Origin of the sequence: Pseudoclavibacter helvolus, assembly GCF_014191305.1 — a bacterium.
Classification (GTDB): Bacteria; Actinomycetota; Actinomycetes; order Actinomycetales; family Microbacteriaceae; genus Pseudoclavibacter; species Pseudoclavibacter helvolus.
The window spans coordinates 271980-287856 of sequence record NZ_JACHWJ010000001.1; the positions used below are offsets into that span (position 1 = coordinate 271980).

Below are 15877 nucleotides of genomic sequence, written 5' to 3' on the forward strand. Positions count from 1 at the left end.
ATGTCTGAGAAGGTCACCGGCGGGGAACTCGTCATCCGGACGCTCGAGGCGCTCGGCGCCGAGCGGGTCGTCGGGCTGCCCGGCCAGCACGCGCTGCCGATGTTCGACGCGCTCGGCGACAGCTCGCTCGACTACCTCGGGGCGCGCGTCGAGAACAACGCGGCGTTCATGGCCGACGGCCACGCTCGGGTGTCCGGCACGGTCACCCCGCTGCTCCTGTCTGCCGGCCCGGGCGCCCTCACGGCGCTGCCTGGTCTCCAGGAGGCGGCGGCCGCGAGCTCGCCCGTCCTCCTCATCTCGGCGCAGGTGCCGACGCCGGGCATCGGCGGCCAGGCGCACGGGTACCTGCACGAGCTGCGCGACCAGGAGTCGCACTTCCGGGGGATCGCGAAGGGCACGTGGAGCATCCGCTCGGTCGACCAGATCGTCCCGACGCTCGTCGAGGCCTGGCGCACGGCGCAGAGCGCGCCAGCAGGCCCCGCGTACGTCGAGGTGCCGCACGACGTGCAGCAGGCGAGCGTCGAACTCACCGAAGGGCAGCTCGGCGGCATCGCGGCCGAGGCCTACGCGCTGGCGCCTGAGGCGTCGGATGCACAGCTCGCCTCGGTCGCCAGGCTCCTGGCCGGGTCGACGACGCCCCGCATCTACGCGGGTGCAGGCGTGGTCCGCTCCGGTGCAGGTGGCTTGCTCGTCGAACTCGCCGAGCAGCTGCAGGCGCCGGTCGTGACGACCTTCGGCGGCCGAAGTGCGTTCCCGTGGGCGCATCCGCTCTCGGCCGAGGGCTGGATCGAGGACATCGCGACCACCGAGTTCCTCGAGGACGCCGACGTGCTCCTCGTCATCGGCACGGGGCTCGGCGAGCTGACGACGAACTACTTCCGCTTCGCGCCCAAGGGCGTCGTGGTGCACATCGACGCCGACGCCCGGGTGCTCGGCGCGAACCACGACGGGACGATCACGCTGCGCTCGGACGCCGGCCTCGCGCTGCAGGGGCTGCTCGATCGCCTGCGGGCCATCGGGGCAGGCGAGCGGGCGGATGCGCGCCCCGCCATCGACGAGCTCCTCGCGACCGTGCGCACGAGGCTCGACGCGCAGCCGCTCGCCAAGGAGCGCGAGCTGCTCGACACTCTGCGCTCGGCGATCCCCGACGACGTGGCGACCTTCTGGGACATGACGATCAGCGCCTACTGGGCCTGGTCGGCGTGGGATGCGCGCGGCGGCGCCTACGAGAACGCCCAGTGCGGCGGCCTCGGCTTCGGGCTCCCCGCAGCGATCGGCGCATCGTTCGCGTCGCGGTCCCGCGAGTTCCCCAACGGCGCCCCGGTCGTCGCGGTCTCCGGCGACGGCGGCGGCCTGTACAGCGTCGCCGAGCTCTCGACGCTCGCGCAGTCGCAGCTCAGCGTCACCTGGCTGGTCGTTGACGACGGCGGCTACGGCGTGCTCCGCGGCTACATGAACGAGGCCTACGGGCGCTCGACCGCGACCGAGCTCACCGGACCCGACTACCTGGCGGTCGCGCGTGCGTTCGGCGTCGAGTCGAGGGCCGTGGAGCCCGAGACGCTCGCGGCCGAGCTCGCCGAGAGCATCCGCACCCCTGGACCGCGCGTGCTCGTGCTCCCCGCCACGCTCGAGCTGTTCGAGCCGACCCACACGCACAGACCGGCGGTGCACCGATGAGAGCCCTGCCCGTTGTGCCCCGCAACGAGCCGGCCGCCATCGGCGGCAGGCTCCGGTCGGTGCGCCAGCTGCGGCAGATGACGATCGAGCAACTCGCGAGCGCGACGGGGCTCAGCAAGAGCTTCCTCAGCCGCGTCGAGCGCGACCAGACGTCGCCGAGCGTCTCCACGCTCGTGCTGCTCTGCGACGTGCTCAACATCGAGGTCGGCGAGCTCTTCAGCGCACCGGATGCGAAGCTCGTGCGCTTCGAGGACGCGCCGCAGATCAACCTCGGCGGCACCAACGTGTACGAGCGCCTGCTCAGCCCGCGCAACGACCCGCGCTTCCAGGTCGTCCGCTCCCGCGTCGATGCCGGCATGTCCGGCACCGGGGGAGAGGAGCTCTACTCCGTGAACTGCGAGGTCGACTTCCTGCACGTGCTGCAGGGGTCGATCACGGTGGTGCTCGCCTCAGAGACCTGGGAGCTCGAGGCCGGCGACTCGATCACGCTCGACGGGCGCGAGCCGCACACGTGGCACACGCGCGACTCGACCGAGGGGGTCGAGCTCCTCTGGGTGCTGGCGCCCGCGGCGTGGGGAGGCACCACCTGAGTTCCATCCACGCAGTACTGTCAGCTGCCTGCACAGACCGAGCGTTCGCTCGGCACGTAACACCCTTGTAAACCCTGCGTGACTTGGCGCATTTCGCGGCAAGTTGCCTCCTAGATTACGCATGTTGCCTACAGATGATCACTGCTGGTGGTCAAGAGAAGGAGAAATTCACATGGCATCCAAGAAGCTCATGAAGGCGGGCCTGGCTGGCGCCTCGTTCGTCGCACTCACCGCACTGCTCGCAGGATGCGCGTCAGGCGACACCCCGGAGGCCGACGTCTCCGAGGTCGCCGTCGACGAGGCGGCAGTTGCGTTCCTCCCGCAGGAGATCGCAGACGCCGGCACCCTCACGGTCGGCACCGAGGCGTACTACCCGCCCTACGAGTACCTCGACTCCGACGGCGCCACCGTCATCGGCCTCGACATGGACCTCATCAAGGCCGTCGGGCAGAAGCTCGGCCTCGAGGTCACGATCGAGAACGTCGCGTTCGACACCCTCCTCCCGTCGCTCGACACGGCTCGCTACGACGTCGTCGTCGCCGCCATGACCGACACCCCGGAGCGCCAGGAGAACTACGACTTCGTCGACTACTTCAACGCTGGCCAGGGCATCGTCGTCGCCGAGGGCAACCCAGAGGGCATCTCCGCCGAGGCCGACCTCTGCGGCAAGGCCGTCTCCGTGCTCCGCGACTCCGCGCAGCAGGGCATCCTCGAGGCGTTCAACACCGACATCTGCGCATCGAGCCCCATCCAGATCTCGGCGCAGGCCACCGACAACGACGCCCTCATCCAGGTGCAGTCCGGCCGCGCAGTCGCGTCGGTCAGCCAGTACCCGGTCGCGAGCTACAACGTCGAGCAGGCAGGCGGCTTCGAGCTCGCCAACGAGGAGCCCTTCCAGCCTGAGCCCCTCGGCATGGCGGTCGCGAAGGACAACGAGCTGAGCGCAGCCATCCAGGCAGCACTCCAGTCGCTCATCGACGACGGCACCTACACCGAGATCCTGGCCGCCCACGGCCAGGAAGGCGGAGCCGTCACCGAAGTCGTCATCAACGGCGCCGAGTAACAGCGACAAGCACGAAGAACCACAACGGAGCTGAAGAACACGTGACGCACTCGACCGGCCCCTCCACGGGCGCGACGGGAGCGGTCTCCACCGCCCCCGTCGTGCCCGCGGCCGACGCCCCCAAAATCGTCCCGCTGCGGCACTACGGCCAATGGATCTTCGCCGCGATCGTGCTCCTGTTCCTCGCGAAGCTCGCCTACGACGTCGCGACGGGGTCGAGCATCCGCTGGGAGAAGGTCGGCTCGAGAGTCTTCGCAGAGGCCATCATGCAAGGCCTCCTCATCACGATCATGCTGACGGTCGTCAGCATGATCCTCGGCATCATCGGCGGCATCACGCTCGCCGTGATGCGCATCTCCAGCAACGCGGTGCTGCGCGCCATCTCGAGCGGCTTCGTGTGGATCTTCCGCGGGACGCCGATCCTGGTCCAGATCCTCATCTGGTTCAACCTCGCGCTGTTCTTCCCGCAGATCGACCTGGTCTTCGTGCAGCTCGACACGAACGCCCTCATCCTGCCGCTCACCGCGGCCGTGCTTGGCCTCGCCGCCAACGAGTCCGCCTACATGTCGGAGATCATCCGAGGCGGCATCATCTCCATCGACCCGGGTCAGAAGGAGGCTGCAGAGGCGCTGGGCATGACGCAGGGCAAGATCATGTTCCGCATCATCCTGCCCCAGGCGCTGCGCTCGATCGTGCCGCCCATGGGCAACGAGCTCGTCACGCTCCTCAAGGAGACCTCGCTCGTGTCCGTCATCGGCGCAGGCGACCTGCTCACGAGAGCGCAGCAGATCGGTGCCGCCGACTTCAGCCGCATGGAGATGCTGCTCGTCGCGAGCATCTGGTACCTGATCCTCACCTCGATCGCGAGCATCGGCCAGGGCTTCCTCGAGCGCAAGCTCGGCAAGTCGCGCGGCTTCGCGACCCCAGATCCCGTGTGGAAGCGAGTGCTCAACTCGATTCTGCCCAACCGCAGGTCTTCAGGAACAAGCAGAGAGGTGCTCCGCTGATGCCAGCATCCACGCAGGCTGCCCCCATGATCGAGCTGCGCAACGTCGCCAAATCGTTTGGCAGCGTCGAAGTGCTCAAGGACATCTCGCTCGACGTGCACGCGGGCGAGGTCGTCAGCATCCTCGGCCCGTCTGGCTCTGGAAAGTCGACGCTCCTGCGCTGCCTCAACCACCTCGAGCGTGCCGACCGCGGCGTCATCCGAGTCGCGGGGGAGCCCGTCGGGTACAAGGAGAAGAACGGCAAGCTCTACGAGCTGCGGCCGAACGAGATCGCGAAGCGCCGCCGGGACATCGGCATGGTGTTCCAGCGCTTCAACCTCTTCCCGCACATGACGGCGATCGAGAACATCATCGAGTCGCCAGTGCAGATCCTCGGCCACAAGAAGTCCGAGGCCATCGCGGCGGCGAAGGTGCTGCTCGAGCAGGTCGGCCTCGCCGACAAGGGCGATAACTACCCGTCACAGCTCTCCGGAGGCCAGCAGCAGCGAGTCGCTATCGCCCGCGCGCTCGCGATGAAGCCGAGCGTGCTGCTCTTCGACGAGCCCACATCGGCGCTCGACCCGGAGCTTGTCGGCGAAGTGCTGCAGGTCATGACGAAGCTCGCGAAGGAGGGCATGACGATGGTTGTCGTGACCCACGAGATCGGCTTCGCGCGCGACGTGTGCGACCGCGTCGTGTTCATGGACGGCGGCGTCATCGTCGAAGAGGGCGCCCCGGAGGACGTCATCCAGAACCCGCAGCACGAGCGCACGAAGCGCTTCCTGGCGCGCGTTCTCAAGTGAGCCCGCGGACATGACTCGCCCACTGGTCATCTTCACCGACACCACTGACCTCTCGCAGGAACCTGCCGCCAGGCTCCTGCGAGAGGCCGGGTACGCGACCGCCCACCTCGAGCTGCCGACCTCCCCAGGCCTCGACGCGGTGGTACCGCGCGAGCATCTCGACGCGGTCGCGGCGGTCGTCGGCTACGCGCGCATCACGGCCGACGTGCTCGCCCAGCTGCCGTCGCTTCGCGTCCTCGCGACGAGCTCCGTCGGTACCGACATGATCGACGCGGATGCGGCAGCCGCGCGAGGCGTGCAGGTCGTGACGCTCGCAGGGGTCGCCACGGAAGAGGTCGCGGCGCACGCGCTCACGCTCCTGCTCGCCGCGGAGCGCTCCCTGCTGCGCAGCCTGCAGCTCGTGCGTAGCGGCGAGTGGACCGACGAGGCCACGGCCCGCCTCCAGGTGCCCCGACGCCTCAGCTCCCTCACCCTCGGGCTTGTTGGCCTCGGGCGCATCGGCGGCAGGCTCGCCGAGATCGCGCGGCCCAGCTTCGGCCGAGTCCTCGCCTTCGACCCCTACGCGCAGCGCGCGCCTGAGGGGGTCGAGCTCGTCGGCTCGCTCGCGGAGCTGCTGCGAGCATCCGATTCGCTCAGCCTCCATCTGCCGTTGACCGCGGAATCGCGCGGCATCCTCGGCGAGGAAGCGCTCGCGCTGCTGCCCGCCGGCGCTGTGGTCGTGAACGTCTCACGAGCCGCACTCGTGGATGAAGCCGCCGTCCAGGCGGCACTCGCGAGCGGCGCACTGCGCACCTACGCGGCCGACGTCCTCGACGGGGAGCCGCCGCACCCGAGCGACTCCATGCGCACCGACCCCGGCACCCTCATCACGCCGCACACCGCCTGGTGGTCGGATGCGGCCCTCGCCGGCTACGAGACCCAGCCGGCGCTCAACATCATCGCCGAGCTCGGCGCACCAGCCGACCCCAACTGGAGCCCTCAATGATCGAGAAGTATGACCGCGCGACGGAGCAGACAGAAAAGCACGACCGCGCGACGCCGCAGGCCGACACCACAGCATCCACCGCCGCGCCCTCGGCGAGCCACGACGCGTTCCTCCGCGACTTCGACACGATGGGCGGCTTCGGGGCGACGGGCCACGGCGGCGTCGACCGGCAGGCCGCGAGCGAGGCGGACAACGAGCAGCGCCGCTGGTTCCAGGGCCTGCTCGAGGGCCGAGGCTTCACGGTCGAGTACGACCGCATCGGCAACCAGTTCGGGCTGCTCGAGCTCGTGCCCGGTGCGCCCTACGTGCTCATCGGCTCGCACATGGACTCGCAGCCGACGGCAGGCAAGTACGACGGGGCCTACGGGGTGCTCGCCGCGGCCCACGCCGCGTTCCGCATCGCTGACGAGGCGGCAGCGGGCGCTGTCGAGGGCGCGAAGTACAACGTCGCGGTCGTCAACTGGTTCAACGAGGAAGGCTCTCGATTCGTACCCTCCATGATGGGCTCGTCGGTCTACACGGGCGTGCTCCCGCTCGAGGCTGCCCTGGCGGTGCGCGACAAGGCGGGCATCAGCGTCGAGGAAGCGCTGCGTCCCACCGGATTCCTGGGCGAAGGCGCCGGCCCCGTTGCCGCGCTCTGCGCCGAGATCCACATCGAGCAGGGGCGCCTGCTCGAGAACGCCGGCACGACCATCGGGCTTGTCACCGCGACCTGGGCAGCCAGTAAGTACCGGGTTGTGGTGCGCGGCGAGCAGGCCCACTCAGGCGCGACCGTCATGGAGGACCGCAAGGACGCGCTCTACGGCGCCTCGCTGCTTGTCGTCTTCGCGCGCGAGCTCACCGACCGCTTCCCAGGAAAGCTGCACACGGCCGTCGGGCAGCTCGACGTGTACCCGAACTCGCCGGTTGTCGTCGCCAGCGAAGTGACGCTGCTGCTCGACCTGCGCTGCGACGACGAGGCGATCCTCGCCGAAGCCAACGCGCTGCTCGACGCACGTTTCGCGGAGATCGAGGCCAAGGCCGACGTCGAGATCGAGCGCACGCTGTCGCACTCGTGGGACGTCAACCCGTACCAGCCCGACGGCGTCGAGCTGGCCAGGTCCGTCGCCGAGGAGCTCGGCCTCTCGAACGGCGAGATCATGACCGTCGCCGGCCACGACTCGACGAACATGAAGGAGCTTGTTCCCACGGTCATGCTCTTTGTGCCCTCCGTCGACGGCATCTCCCACAACGAGGGGGAGTACACGGAGCCAGGCGACCTCGTCGCCGGCCTCGATGTGCTCACCGGCGTCGTGCGGCGCCTCGTTCGAGGCGAGCTCTCCTGAGGCGTCGCTGATCCATCACTGCCCGGCGTTTCCCCCTCTCGGCACACGCCCAGAGGGGGAAACGCCGGGCAGCGATCGTTCTTGCGAGGCTCGACGGGATCGCTCTTGTCGGGCAATTTGCACCGAGGTGAGTAGTTCGAATGCAAAGTGCTCGCCCCTTGATGCCTCGTTTCGCTAGCTTCGGACAAGAAGCACGCGGCAAGGAGGCCCCACAGTGAGCAACGATTTCTTCTGGACGAACCCGCCTCGGGTAACGCAGGACGGCAACGTCGGACCAACCGATTCGGCACAGGTTCCGCGCTTCGCGGGGCCAGCGACCTTCGCGTTGCTGCCCCGAGTCGACGAGGTTGAGAAGCTCGACGTCGGGATCCTCGGCGTTCCCTTCGACAGCGGCGTCTCGTACCGCCCCGGAGCCCGCTTCGGACCGGCGCACGTGCGGCAGTCGAGCCGACTCCTGCGCCCCTATCACCCCACGCTCGACGTGTCGCCGTTCGCGGCCCAGCAGGTTGCCGACGCCGGCGACGTGCCCGTGAACCCGTTCGACATCGAGGAGGCGCTCGGCACCGTCGAGGCCGCCGCCAAGGCGTTGAGCGACACGGGCGCGAAGATCGTCACGATCGGTGGCGACCACACGATCGCGCTGCCGCTCCTGCGCAACATGGCGCGCATCCACGGCCCTGTTGCGATGCTGCACTTCGACGCGCACCTCGACACGTGGGACACGTACTTCGGCGCGGCCTACACACACGGCACCCCGTTCCGTCGAGCCTTCGAGGAGGGCCTGCTCGACACGGATGCGCTCAGCCACGTCGGCACGCGCGGGCCGCTCTACGGCAAGCAGGACCTCGAGGACGACGAGCGCTTCGGCTTCGGCATCGTCAGCTCGGCCGACATCTACCGCCGCGGGGCCGACGCCGTCGTGCAGCAGCTGCGGGAGCGCATCGGCGACCGCCCGCTCTACATCTCCATCGACATTGATGTGCTCGACCCCGCCCACGCGCCGGGCACCGGCACACCTGAGGCTGGCGGCATGACGAGCCGCGAGCTACTCGAGATCCTGCGCGGTCTCGCTGACCTCAACGTCGTCGGCGCCGACGTCGTCGAGGTGTCGCCTGCCTACGACCACGCCGAGCTCACGGGTGTTGCTGCGGCGCACGTCGTGTACGAGCTCGTGTCGATGTTCGCGGTGCGCAGCTAGAACATTCACGGGTCGCGCTGACCGAGTGCGTGTGGCGTCCTAGGCTTCTGGCATGGGATGCACCACTCGAGTCAATCCGCACGATCCGGTGTCGGCGTCATGACGGCGTCCGGGATCGAGGCGAGCAGCGCCGTGCAGGATACAGCCTGGCGCGAGGGGCGAGTCGCGCCGCTCGAGTTCGTGCGGGACGGCATCTGGACGGTCGGTATCGCGATGCCGGGCGGGCACATCCCGTGCACGCTGGCGTCGATCGTCGCCGACGACGCAGGCGGCGTGCACATCATCGACCCGGGGTCAGGGTCTGACGAGAACCTCGCCGCGCTGATCGCGGCTATCGAGGGAACTGGACACCGCCTCGACCAGGTGCACTCGATCATCGTGACGCACCTCCACCACGACCACCTCGGCTTGGCCGAGCGGCTCCGGGATGCGACGGCTGCGCCTCTCGTGTTGCAGCGAGACGAGCAGCTCGCCCTCGATCGGCTGGCTGCCGACCGCCCGAACGTCGACGCGGAGCGTGTCAGGCTCCTCGGCTGGGGAGTGCCGGTGGACCGCCACTCCGAGATCCTGGAGCTCGTTGGGAAGTCGGCCACGCCCGTGTCGTTGCGCGCCGATGTTCTGGTCGACGACGGGCAGCTGCTGGAGGTTCCGGGTCGGCGATTGCGCGCCATCCACACGCCCGGGCACACGCCGGGGCACCTCACCGTTGTTGACGAGGATGCGCTGCTCGCCTTCACGGGCGACCACGTGTCGCCCGTCTTGCACCCTGGCCTCGGCCTCGGTGGCGACGACGGGCGAAACCCGGTGGTCCAGTACCAGGGCTCGCTGCGACGCATCGCCGACCTCGGGGTAGAGGAGGCTGTTCCGGGTCACGGATACCGGTTCGTGGGCCTCGCGCAGCGCTGCGCCGAGCACGCGCAGCACCACCGGCGGCGCACCGACGAGGTGGCGAGCACGCTCGCGTCGTATCCCGAGGCTTCGATCTTCGAGGTCGCTTCTCGGCTCACCTGGTCGGTCGGCTGGGAGAACCTCTCAGGTTTCACGCTCGCGTCGGCGCTCCTACAGACGGCGATGCACGCGGATGCGGTGCGTTCGGGAGAAGCCTGACCGCACGAGCGCCCAGACGCAGCGGCTTGGCGCCTCTAGGGAACGAGGAGCCTGGCGTAATTGGGTACAACCACCAAGCCGTGACGGGGCCGGCGAGCGGGGGCACGGATGAGCACTACAACGAAGCGTCGATTGATACTCGCGGGGCTCGTCCTGCTCTCAGCGCTCGTGGTCGCTGCATCCTTCCAAACCGGCGACATCGTCTTACGGCTCCTCCTCGTCATGCCGACGGCGATCCTCTGGGTCGTGTACCGGCAGGCATCGCGCCGGCGCAGGGATGCCGCGCACGCGAGTTCGTCCGAGCCTCAGGCGACTGCTGAAGTAGGCGCTGCCGGGAAAGGCGAAAAACTCCCGTAAATGAGGGACCTAGGTCCCTTCCCGGACGCACGCTCATCCGCGAGTCTGAATCCCGAGATGTCATCCCCCGACGCCTCTCAGGGAACCTCGACGAATGAGGAATCATGCCGACCCAACATGTGCCCAGACGAACCGCCAGATTTCTCGGCTTGGCAGCCATGGCTGCTGTTGTTAGCCTGCTGGCGAGCGGATGCGCAAACGCGGGCGGCGACGCGTCTGGCAGTACCGCGGATCCCACGTCGCCTGAGGTAACGCGACCCGCGGTGCCCGAAGGTGAGCTACCCGCGGAGCTTCAGGACGAACTGCAGGCGGCCCTCGACAAGGTCATGGCAGAGCACGACGTGCCGGGAGTGGCCGCCGGCGTCTGGGTCCCTGGCCAGGGCTCGTGGACGACCGCGACCGGGCTGGCCAACGTGGAGGAGAACGCCCCCGTCACGACTGACATGTCGTGGCCCATCCGCAGCATCACCAAGTCGTACACGGTCACGCTCATCCTGCGGCTCGCCGACGAGGGCAAGCTGAGCCTCGACGACACGATCGACCAGTACGTGGACGGCATCACGAACGGCGACAAGATCACGCTGCTGGAGCTCGCGAACATGTCGAGCGGCAACGCCGACTACGTCACGCAGGCGTTCTCGGACGAGTTCGAAGCGGACCCCACCAGGATCTACACGCTCGAGGACCTCAACAGCTTCGTCATCGACCAGCCTGCGAAGTTCGAGCCGGGTGCCGAGTACCTGTACACGAACGCGAACACGAACCTGCTCGGCGCCGTCATCGAAAAGGTCACGGGCAAGCCGTACGAGGAGGCGCTCGACGAGCGCATCCTCACGCCGCTCGGCCAGACGGGCACGTCGTACCTGACGGATGTCGCCGACTGGACGGGCCCGCATCCCACGGGCTACGTCATCGTCGATGGCCAGCCGGTTCCCATGGACGAGAACCCTTCGATCCTGGGCGCGGCGGGCTCCCTGTTCTCGACGCTCGAGGATGGCAGGGCGTGGGCCGAGACGCTCGGCAGCGGTGCACTGCTGAAGCCGGAGACGCAGGAGCTGCGTCAGGTCGGGCACAAGATCCCGAGTCCTCCGTACGACGTCTACGCGGTCGGCATGGGCGAGACGAACGGGTGGCTCGGGCACAACGGCGAGGGGCTCGGCTTCACGGCCGCAACCTTCCACGACCCGGCGACCGGGGCGAGCATCGTCGTCTACATGAACGAATCGAACAACCCGGATGCGCATCCTGCGGATCAGGGGTTCCGTGCGCTGGCTGAGGCCCTCGCGAACGGAATGGGCGCATGATCGCCGGCAAGCCCAACTCGGGCGAGGGTGCCGAGCGGATGCGCCGAACAGAGCTCGGCCGCGGCGCAAGCATTCTGACGGCGGGGGCCGTCACGATGCTGCTGCTCACGGGGTGCGTCGCGGCCGATGCAAACAACGCGGACGCCCCGGTCTGGGACGGCACGACGCTCGTCTCGGTTCCTGGACTCCCGGATGAGGCGCTCGAGGTGATGAACCAGCCGCAGTTCGCGAGCGGCCGCTGGTCGATCTCGGTCGAGGACCTCGATACTGGCGAGACGCTCATCGACCTCGACGGGGGCAAGCTCGCGGAGCCCGGCTCCTTCGTGAAGACGTACAGTGCGGGCGCGGCCTGGGTGAAGTGGGGGCCGGATCACACGGTCACGACGCCCGTGAAGCAGTCGGGCGAAGTCACGGCAGGGACCCTGGACGGCGACCTCGTGCTCGTCGGACAGGGCGACCTGACGATGGGCGGGCGCACCAAGGACGACGGCACCGTCAGCTTCACGAACCTCGACCACAACGACGCCAACCCGCTGCCCGGTGCGACCCTCACGACCGAGGACCCGCTCACGGGCCTCGACGAACTGGCCGCGCAGGTGAAGGCATCAGGTATCACGACGGTGAACGGCGACGTCGTGATCGACGACCGCCTCTTCCAGGGCACGCTCGCGAAGCAGCCGATCACGCCCATCGTCATCAACCAGAACCTGCTCGACATCCTCATCACTCCCGGCGAGGAGGGGCAGCCGGCGACGGCGGCGCTCACGCCCTCGGTCGGTGCCTGGACCCTCGACCTGCAAGTCGAGACGGTCGGAGCCGGCGAGGAAGCGGAGATCGAGGCGCCAAAGGTGTCGGCGGATGCGCCGAACACGATTGTCGTCACGGGCACGATCACGGCAGACGCCGACCCGGTGCTCAGAGTGTTCGAGTTCGACGACCCTTCGACGTTTGCCCGCACGGCCTTCATCGAGGCGCTCGAGCGAGCGGGTGTGACGGTGACGGCAGACCCGCTGAAGACCAACCCGAAGGCGTCGCTGCCTGATTGGGCAGCCGTCGAGGCGCTGCCCTCGGTTGCCGAACTCGAATCGCTCTCGCTCGAGGAAGAGGTGACCTACGTCATGAAGGTCAGCTACAACCGAGGCGCACAGACCCTCATCTGCCGCCTTGCGGTTGAGGCGGGCAAAACCAACTGCGACAAGCAAGGCATGGGCGTCGCGCAGGAGATCTGGGCTGAGGCGGGCCTCGACACGACCCAGACGTCCCTCGTGGATGGTTCCGGGCTGGAGGGCAACTACATCACACCGCAGAACGCCGTCGACATCCAGGCCCTCATGGCTGCGCGGCCCGATGCAGAGCGCTGGCGCGACACGATGCCGATCCTCGGCGTTGACGGCTCGCTCGCCGACGTCCAGAAAGACAGCCAAGCGGCGGGCAAGGTGTACGCCAAGACGGGAACCCTCGTCGGTGGCGACTCGTTCAACGGGCGGTTGCGGCTCGGCACGAAGACCCTCGGCGGCGTCATGCAGACCGAGGGCGGCCGCAACCTGGCCTTCACGATCATCGTCAACCAGGGCTTCTATGACGGCATGCCAGGCGTCTTCGAAGCGAACGACAACGTCGGCCAGGTCGCGGCGATCATCCAACAGGCGTACTGACCACGCACTTCCCACGAAATCCACGAGGAGAAAGCGCATGTCCAAGATCGCGAGAAGAACGGCGTACACGGCGGCCGCCATGGTCGCGGCCCTGGCGCTGGTCTCCTGCTCTGCTCAGGCCGCCGAGACCGAGGCTCCCGCATCCACTCTGAAGCCCTTCGATGAAGCAGCGGTCACAGCCGTCTTCGAGGAGACTGCGGAGGCGCTCGGCCAGCCGGGCGCGGTGATGCTGCTGCGGACGCCGGAGGGCGAGTTCACGGCGACCTACGGCGTGACGAAGCCAGGCGGCAGCACGCCCGTCTCGGTCGACGACCACATCCGCGTCGGCTCCAACACGAAGACGTGGACGGGCACCGTCATCCTGCAGCTCGTGCAGGAGGGCAAGATCGCGCTCGAGGACCCGGTGTCGAAGTACCGGCCCGACGTGCCGAACGGCGACAACATCACGATCGAGCAGATGCTGCTCATGCGGAGCGGCCTCGCCAACTACACGGAGACGCTCGAGCTCAACACGGCACTGGATGAGAACCCCGATCGCGTGTGGGAGCCGGAGGAGCTCATCAAGATGGCGTTGCCGCTTCCGGTGGACTTCGAACCGGGCACCGATTACCACTACTCGAACACCAACACGATCCTCCTCGGCCTCATCGCCGAAGACCTCGACGGCAAGCCCCTCGCCGACATCTACCAGGAGCGGATCTTCACGCCGCTTGGCCTCGACGAGACGTCGTTCCCGGAGATCGGCGACAGCAGCATCCCGACCCCGCACTCCGACGGCTACTTCTGGTGGACCAACGTCAACACGATCGGCTCATCGAAGCTCCCGCCCGACCTCATGAAGCAGGTCGAGGAGGGCACGTTCACGCCGAACGACGGCACCCTCGACAACCCGTCGTGGGCATGGTCGGCTGGATCCGGTATTTCGACGGCCGGTGACCTGGCCGACTGGGTGGAGGCACTCGGCGGCAAGAGTGGCGACATCCTCGAACCGGACATGCAGCAGGCGCGGATGGACAGCTTCCAGCCCACGAGCAAGAACCCGGCAGATCCGACGTACGGCTACAACATCGCCCACTTCGGACAGTTCTATGGGCACACTGGCGAACTGCCCGGCTTCAACTCCTTCATGGGCTACGACCCGGAGGCCGACGTGACGCTGGTGGTCTGGGCGAACCTCGCCCCGGCGGCGAACGGTCAGGGGCCGGCAACCATGATCGCGAGGGCCCTCATCGGGGAGCTGTACAGCAAACCTGTGGAGGGGTAGCCGAGTCAGGGCACCTGCCAGAAGGCCATCGGCTGGGCCGGGCCCCCGCAGACCGCGGGGGTCTCGGGCGCAGCCGAATCGACTCCGCCACCGCCCTCGATTGTGTCGCCCACCCCGACAACGCCGACACCAGGAACCTCTACGCCACGGCCATCCGGCGCGAGGGCGGAGCCGAAGGGGAACTGCAGCAGCGTCTGGTACTCGCCCTGGATCACAACCCAGCAGCCGCCCTCGTTGAGCCCGAGCGTCCCGCTTATTCGAGCTTCCATGACCGTTGCCGGAGCTCGGTTGGCTGCGAGGAGAACCGTCTCAGCGATCGTCGTGGTCTGCGTTTCTTCGATCGTCGGCCAGTCCTCGTAGCCATTGGTGTAGATGATCACGACGTCGTCGGACGACGTGCAGTAGAGGTTCCATTCCGCTTCGATTCGCTGCGTTGGCACGAGGGTGATCTGCCATTCGCCGTCGACGACGTTCGTGATTGATCTGTCGTTCACGTAGAAGCTCTCGTACTGCTCCTTCGACTGGATGTCCGGGTCCGGGCGCCACGCCTCGACGCATCCGGCAACAGCCTCGGCTTTGGTCAGCTGCGGCTGATCTGCGGGTGAGGGCGTTGACGGTGACGGCTCATTTGTCGCGACCGGGGTGGTGCCGACGACGGGCGCCGGGTCGCCGAGATAGGTGGTCGCGGCGAAGACCAGGGCAGCCACGGCTGCGCCCGTCACGGCGACGAGGCCGATGCTCCACGCGAGGCGCGGGCGAGTGCGTGCGCGGCCCTTCCGTGATCGACCGGCTGGGAGCGGCTGCGCTGCACCCTCGAGCGGGGTGGCGAGGATGCTCGCCTTGCCGGACCGTGCCCTCGCGCGCTGCTCGTCGGTCAGGGTCGTGAACGATGCAGCGTCGAGCTTTCGCAGCTGCTTCAGGGTTTCGTCGTCGACGTTCATGCCTGGTGCTCCGTCACGGTCGAGGGGAAGTGCTGTGGTGGCGTTGGCTCGTCGAGGTGTTGCCGCAGGGCCGAGCGTGCGCGATGCAGGCGAACGCGGTAGCTCTGCGCGCTGATGCCGAGCACCGTCCCCGCGAGCGAGGAGGGGAGCTGCTCCCAGATCGCGAGCGAGAGGACCTCCTGATGACTGGGGTCGAGCCGGCTCCAGGCGGAGGCAAGGTCGAGGCGGGTGTCGGCTGTCTGTGCTTCGTCGCTGAGCCGTAGGGTAGATGCTGCGTCGGCGATCCGCACGCTGAGCTCGTTCCGCTTGCCGGCCTCGCGCCACTCGCGCAGCAGGCAGTTGCGCGCGGTCCCGAACAGCCAGGCGCGCGCCTCATCGCGGAGCATTGGCACGTCGTCGAGGCGGCGCCACGCGGTGAGGAAGACCTCGTGTGCGACGTCCTCAGCCGCATTAAGCGACGTGCGGCGGGCGAGGAAGCGCAGCACGTCGACGTAGCTGTCGTCGTACAGCGCGGAGAAGCGCTCCGCGCGTTGATTCTCGAGTCTGTTCGGGCTCACATCTACTACATGCCCAGAAACCGGCGTCTGTTACAAATCCGCGCAAGCCGAAGTTTCGGCGGCAC

The 15877-nt window shown here is 68.0% G+C and carries 15 protein-coding genes; 13 read left to right on the forward strand and 2 right to left on the reverse strand.

Annotated elements, in window-relative coordinates:
• The 13 genes from FHX72_RS01215 to FHX72_RS01275 all read left to right on the forward strand — a co-directional run bounded on the left by FHX72_RS01215 (position 1) and on the right by FHX72_RS01275 (position 14314).
• Positions 1–1677, forward strand: coding sequence for a thiamine pyrophosphate-binding protein (locus FHX72_RS01215; RefSeq protein WP_183622528.1), 1677 nt, complete (start codon positions 1–3; stop codon positions 1675–1677).
• Positions 1674–2267: a helix-turn-helix domain-containing protein gene (locus FHX72_RS01220; RefSeq protein WP_068494338.1), complete on the forward strand. Its 594-nt coding sequence runs from the start codon at positions 1674–1676 to the stop codon at positions 2265–2267. The genes FHX72_RS01215 and FHX72_RS01220 overlap by 4 nt, the downstream gene beginning before the upstream one ends.
• Before the next feature lie 172 nt (positions 2268–2439).
• Complete coding sequence (locus FHX72_RS01225; RefSeq protein ID WP_183622530.1) at positions 2440–3330, forward strand: ABC transporter substrate-binding protein; 891 nt, start codon at positions 2440–2442, stop codon at positions 3328–3330.
• A 41-nt stretch (positions 3331–3371) separates the two neighbouring features.
• Positions 3372–4337: an amino acid ABC transporter permease gene (locus FHX72_RS01230; RefSeq protein WP_068494341.1), complete on the forward strand. Its 966-nt coding sequence runs from the start codon at positions 3372–3374 to the stop codon at positions 4335–4337.
• The gene (locus FHX72_RS01235; protein ID WP_276510444.1) at positions 4337–5119 is read left to right on the forward strand and encodes an amino acid ABC transporter ATP-binding protein; all 783 of its coding nucleotides are present in this window, start codon (positions 4337–4339) and stop codon (positions 5117–5119) included. The genes FHX72_RS01230 and FHX72_RS01235 overlap by 1 nt, the downstream gene beginning before the upstream one ends.
• Before the next feature lie 10 nt (positions 5120–5129).
• On the forward strand, positions 5130–6104 hold the full coding sequence (locus FHX72_RS01240; protein WP_183622532.1) for an NAD(P)-dependent oxidoreductase: 975 nt from the start codon (positions 5130–5132) through the stop codon (positions 6102–6104).
• A complete protein-coding gene (locus FHX72_RS01245) occupies positions 6101–7429 on the forward strand; it encodes a M20 family metallo-hydrolase (RefSeq protein WP_183622534.1) in 1329 nt (442 codons plus the stop codon). Before FHX72_RS01240 ends, FHX72_RS01245 begins: the two co-directional genes overlap by 4 nt.
• Positions 7430–7643: 214 nt before the next feature.
• Positions 7644–8627, forward strand: coding sequence for an agmatinase (gene speB / locus FHX72_RS01250; protein ID WP_183622536.1), 984 nt, complete (start codon positions 7644–7646; stop codon positions 8625–8627).
• 57 nt (positions 8628–8684) lie between these two features.
• Positions 8685–9734: an MBL fold metallo-hydrolase gene (locus FHX72_RS01255; protein ID WP_183622538.1), complete on the forward strand. Its 1050-nt coding sequence runs from the start codon at positions 8685–8687 to the stop codon at positions 9732–9734.
• 108 nt (positions 9735–9842) lie between these two features.
• Entirely contained in the window at positions 9843–10091 is a 249-nt protein-coding gene (locus tag FHX72_RS01260) for a hypothetical protein (protein WP_156479744.1), read from the forward strand.
• Positions 10092–10249: 158 nt separating this feature from the next.
• A complete protein-coding gene (locus FHX72_RS01265; protein ID WP_183622540.1) occupies positions 10250–11395 on the forward strand; it encodes a serine hydrolase domain-containing protein in 1146 nt (381 codons plus the stop codon).
• Entirely contained in the window at positions 11392–13050 is a 1659-nt protein-coding gene (gene dacB, locus FHX72_RS01270) for a D-alanyl-D-alanine carboxypeptidase/D-alanyl-D-alanine endopeptidase (protein WP_221186677.1), read from the forward strand. Before FHX72_RS01265 ends, dacB begins: the two co-directional genes overlap by 4 nt.
• Positions 13051–13087: 37 nt before the next feature.
• Entirely contained in the window at positions 13088–14314 is a 1227-nt protein-coding gene (locus tag FHX72_RS01275; RefSeq protein ID WP_183622542.1) for a serine hydrolase domain-containing protein, read from the forward strand.
• Positions 14315–14319: 5 nt separating this feature from the next.
• On the opposite strand, the gene FHX72_RS01280 is transcribed toward FHX72_RS01275, so the two are convergent.
• Both FHX72_RS01280 and FHX72_RS01285 read right to left on the reverse strand, forming a co-directional pair.
• On the reverse strand, positions 14320–15255 hold the full coding sequence (locus FHX72_RS01280) for a hypothetical protein (RefSeq protein WP_068477639.1): 936 nt from the start codon (positions 15253–15255) through the stop codon (positions 14320–14322).
• A complete protein-coding gene (locus FHX72_RS01285; protein ID WP_068477636.1) occupies positions 15252–15812 on the reverse strand; it encodes an RNA polymerase sigma factor in 561 nt (186 codons plus the stop codon). The genes FHX72_RS01280 and FHX72_RS01285 overlap by 4 nt, the downstream gene beginning before the upstream one ends.
• Between the last annotated feature and the right edge of the window lie 65 nt (positions 15813–15877).

Bases quoted from the DNA above. Each gene is read 5' to 3' on its own strand.
- FHX72_RS01215 (WP_183622528.1), top strand. From the start codon at position 1: ATGTCTGAGAAGGTCACCGGCGGGGAACTCGTCATCCGGACGCTCGAG.
- FHX72_RS01220 (WP_068494338.1), top strand. From the start codon at position 1,674: ATGAGAGCCCTGCCCGTTGTGCCCCGCAACGAGCCGGCCGCCATCGGC.
- FHX72_RS01225 (WP_183622530.1), top strand. From the start codon at position 2,440: ATGGCATCCAAGAAGCTCATGAAGGCGGGCCTGGCTGGCGCCTCGTTC.
- FHX72_RS01235 (WP_276510444.1), top strand. From the start codon at position 4,337: ATGCCAGCATCCACGCAGGCTGCCCCCATGATCGAGCTGCGCAACGTC.
- FHX72_RS01240 (WP_183622532.1), top strand. From the start codon at position 5,130: ATGACTCGCCCACTGGTCATCTTCACCGACACCACTGACCTCTCGCAG.
- FHX72_RS01245 (WP_183622534.1), top strand. From the start codon at position 6,101: ATGATCGAGAAGTATGACCGCGCGACGGAGCAGACAGAAAAGCACGAC.
- FHX72_RS01255 (WP_183622538.1), top strand. From the start codon at position 8,685: ATGCACCACTCGAGTCAATCCGCACGATCCGGTGTCGGCGTCATGACG.
- FHX72_RS01260 (WP_156479744.1), top strand. From the start codon at position 9,843: ATGAGCACTACAACGAAGCGTCGATTGATACTCGCGGGGCTCGTCCTG.
- FHX72_RS01265 (WP_183622540.1), top strand. From the start codon at position 10,250: ATGGCTGCTGTTGTTAGCCTGCTGGCGAGCGGATGCGCAAACGCGGGC.
- dacB (WP_221186677.1), top strand. From the start codon at position 11,392: ATGATCGCCGGCAAGCCCAACTCGGGCGAGGGTGCCGAGCGGATGCGC.
- FHX72_RS01275 (WP_183622542.1), top strand. From the start codon at position 13,088: ATGTCCAAGATCGCGAGAAGAACGGCGTACACGGCGGCCGCCATGGTC.
- FHX72_RS01280 (WP_068477639.1), bottom strand. From the start codon at position 15,255: ATGAACGTCGACGACGAAACCCTGAAGCAGCTGCGAAAGCTCGACGCT.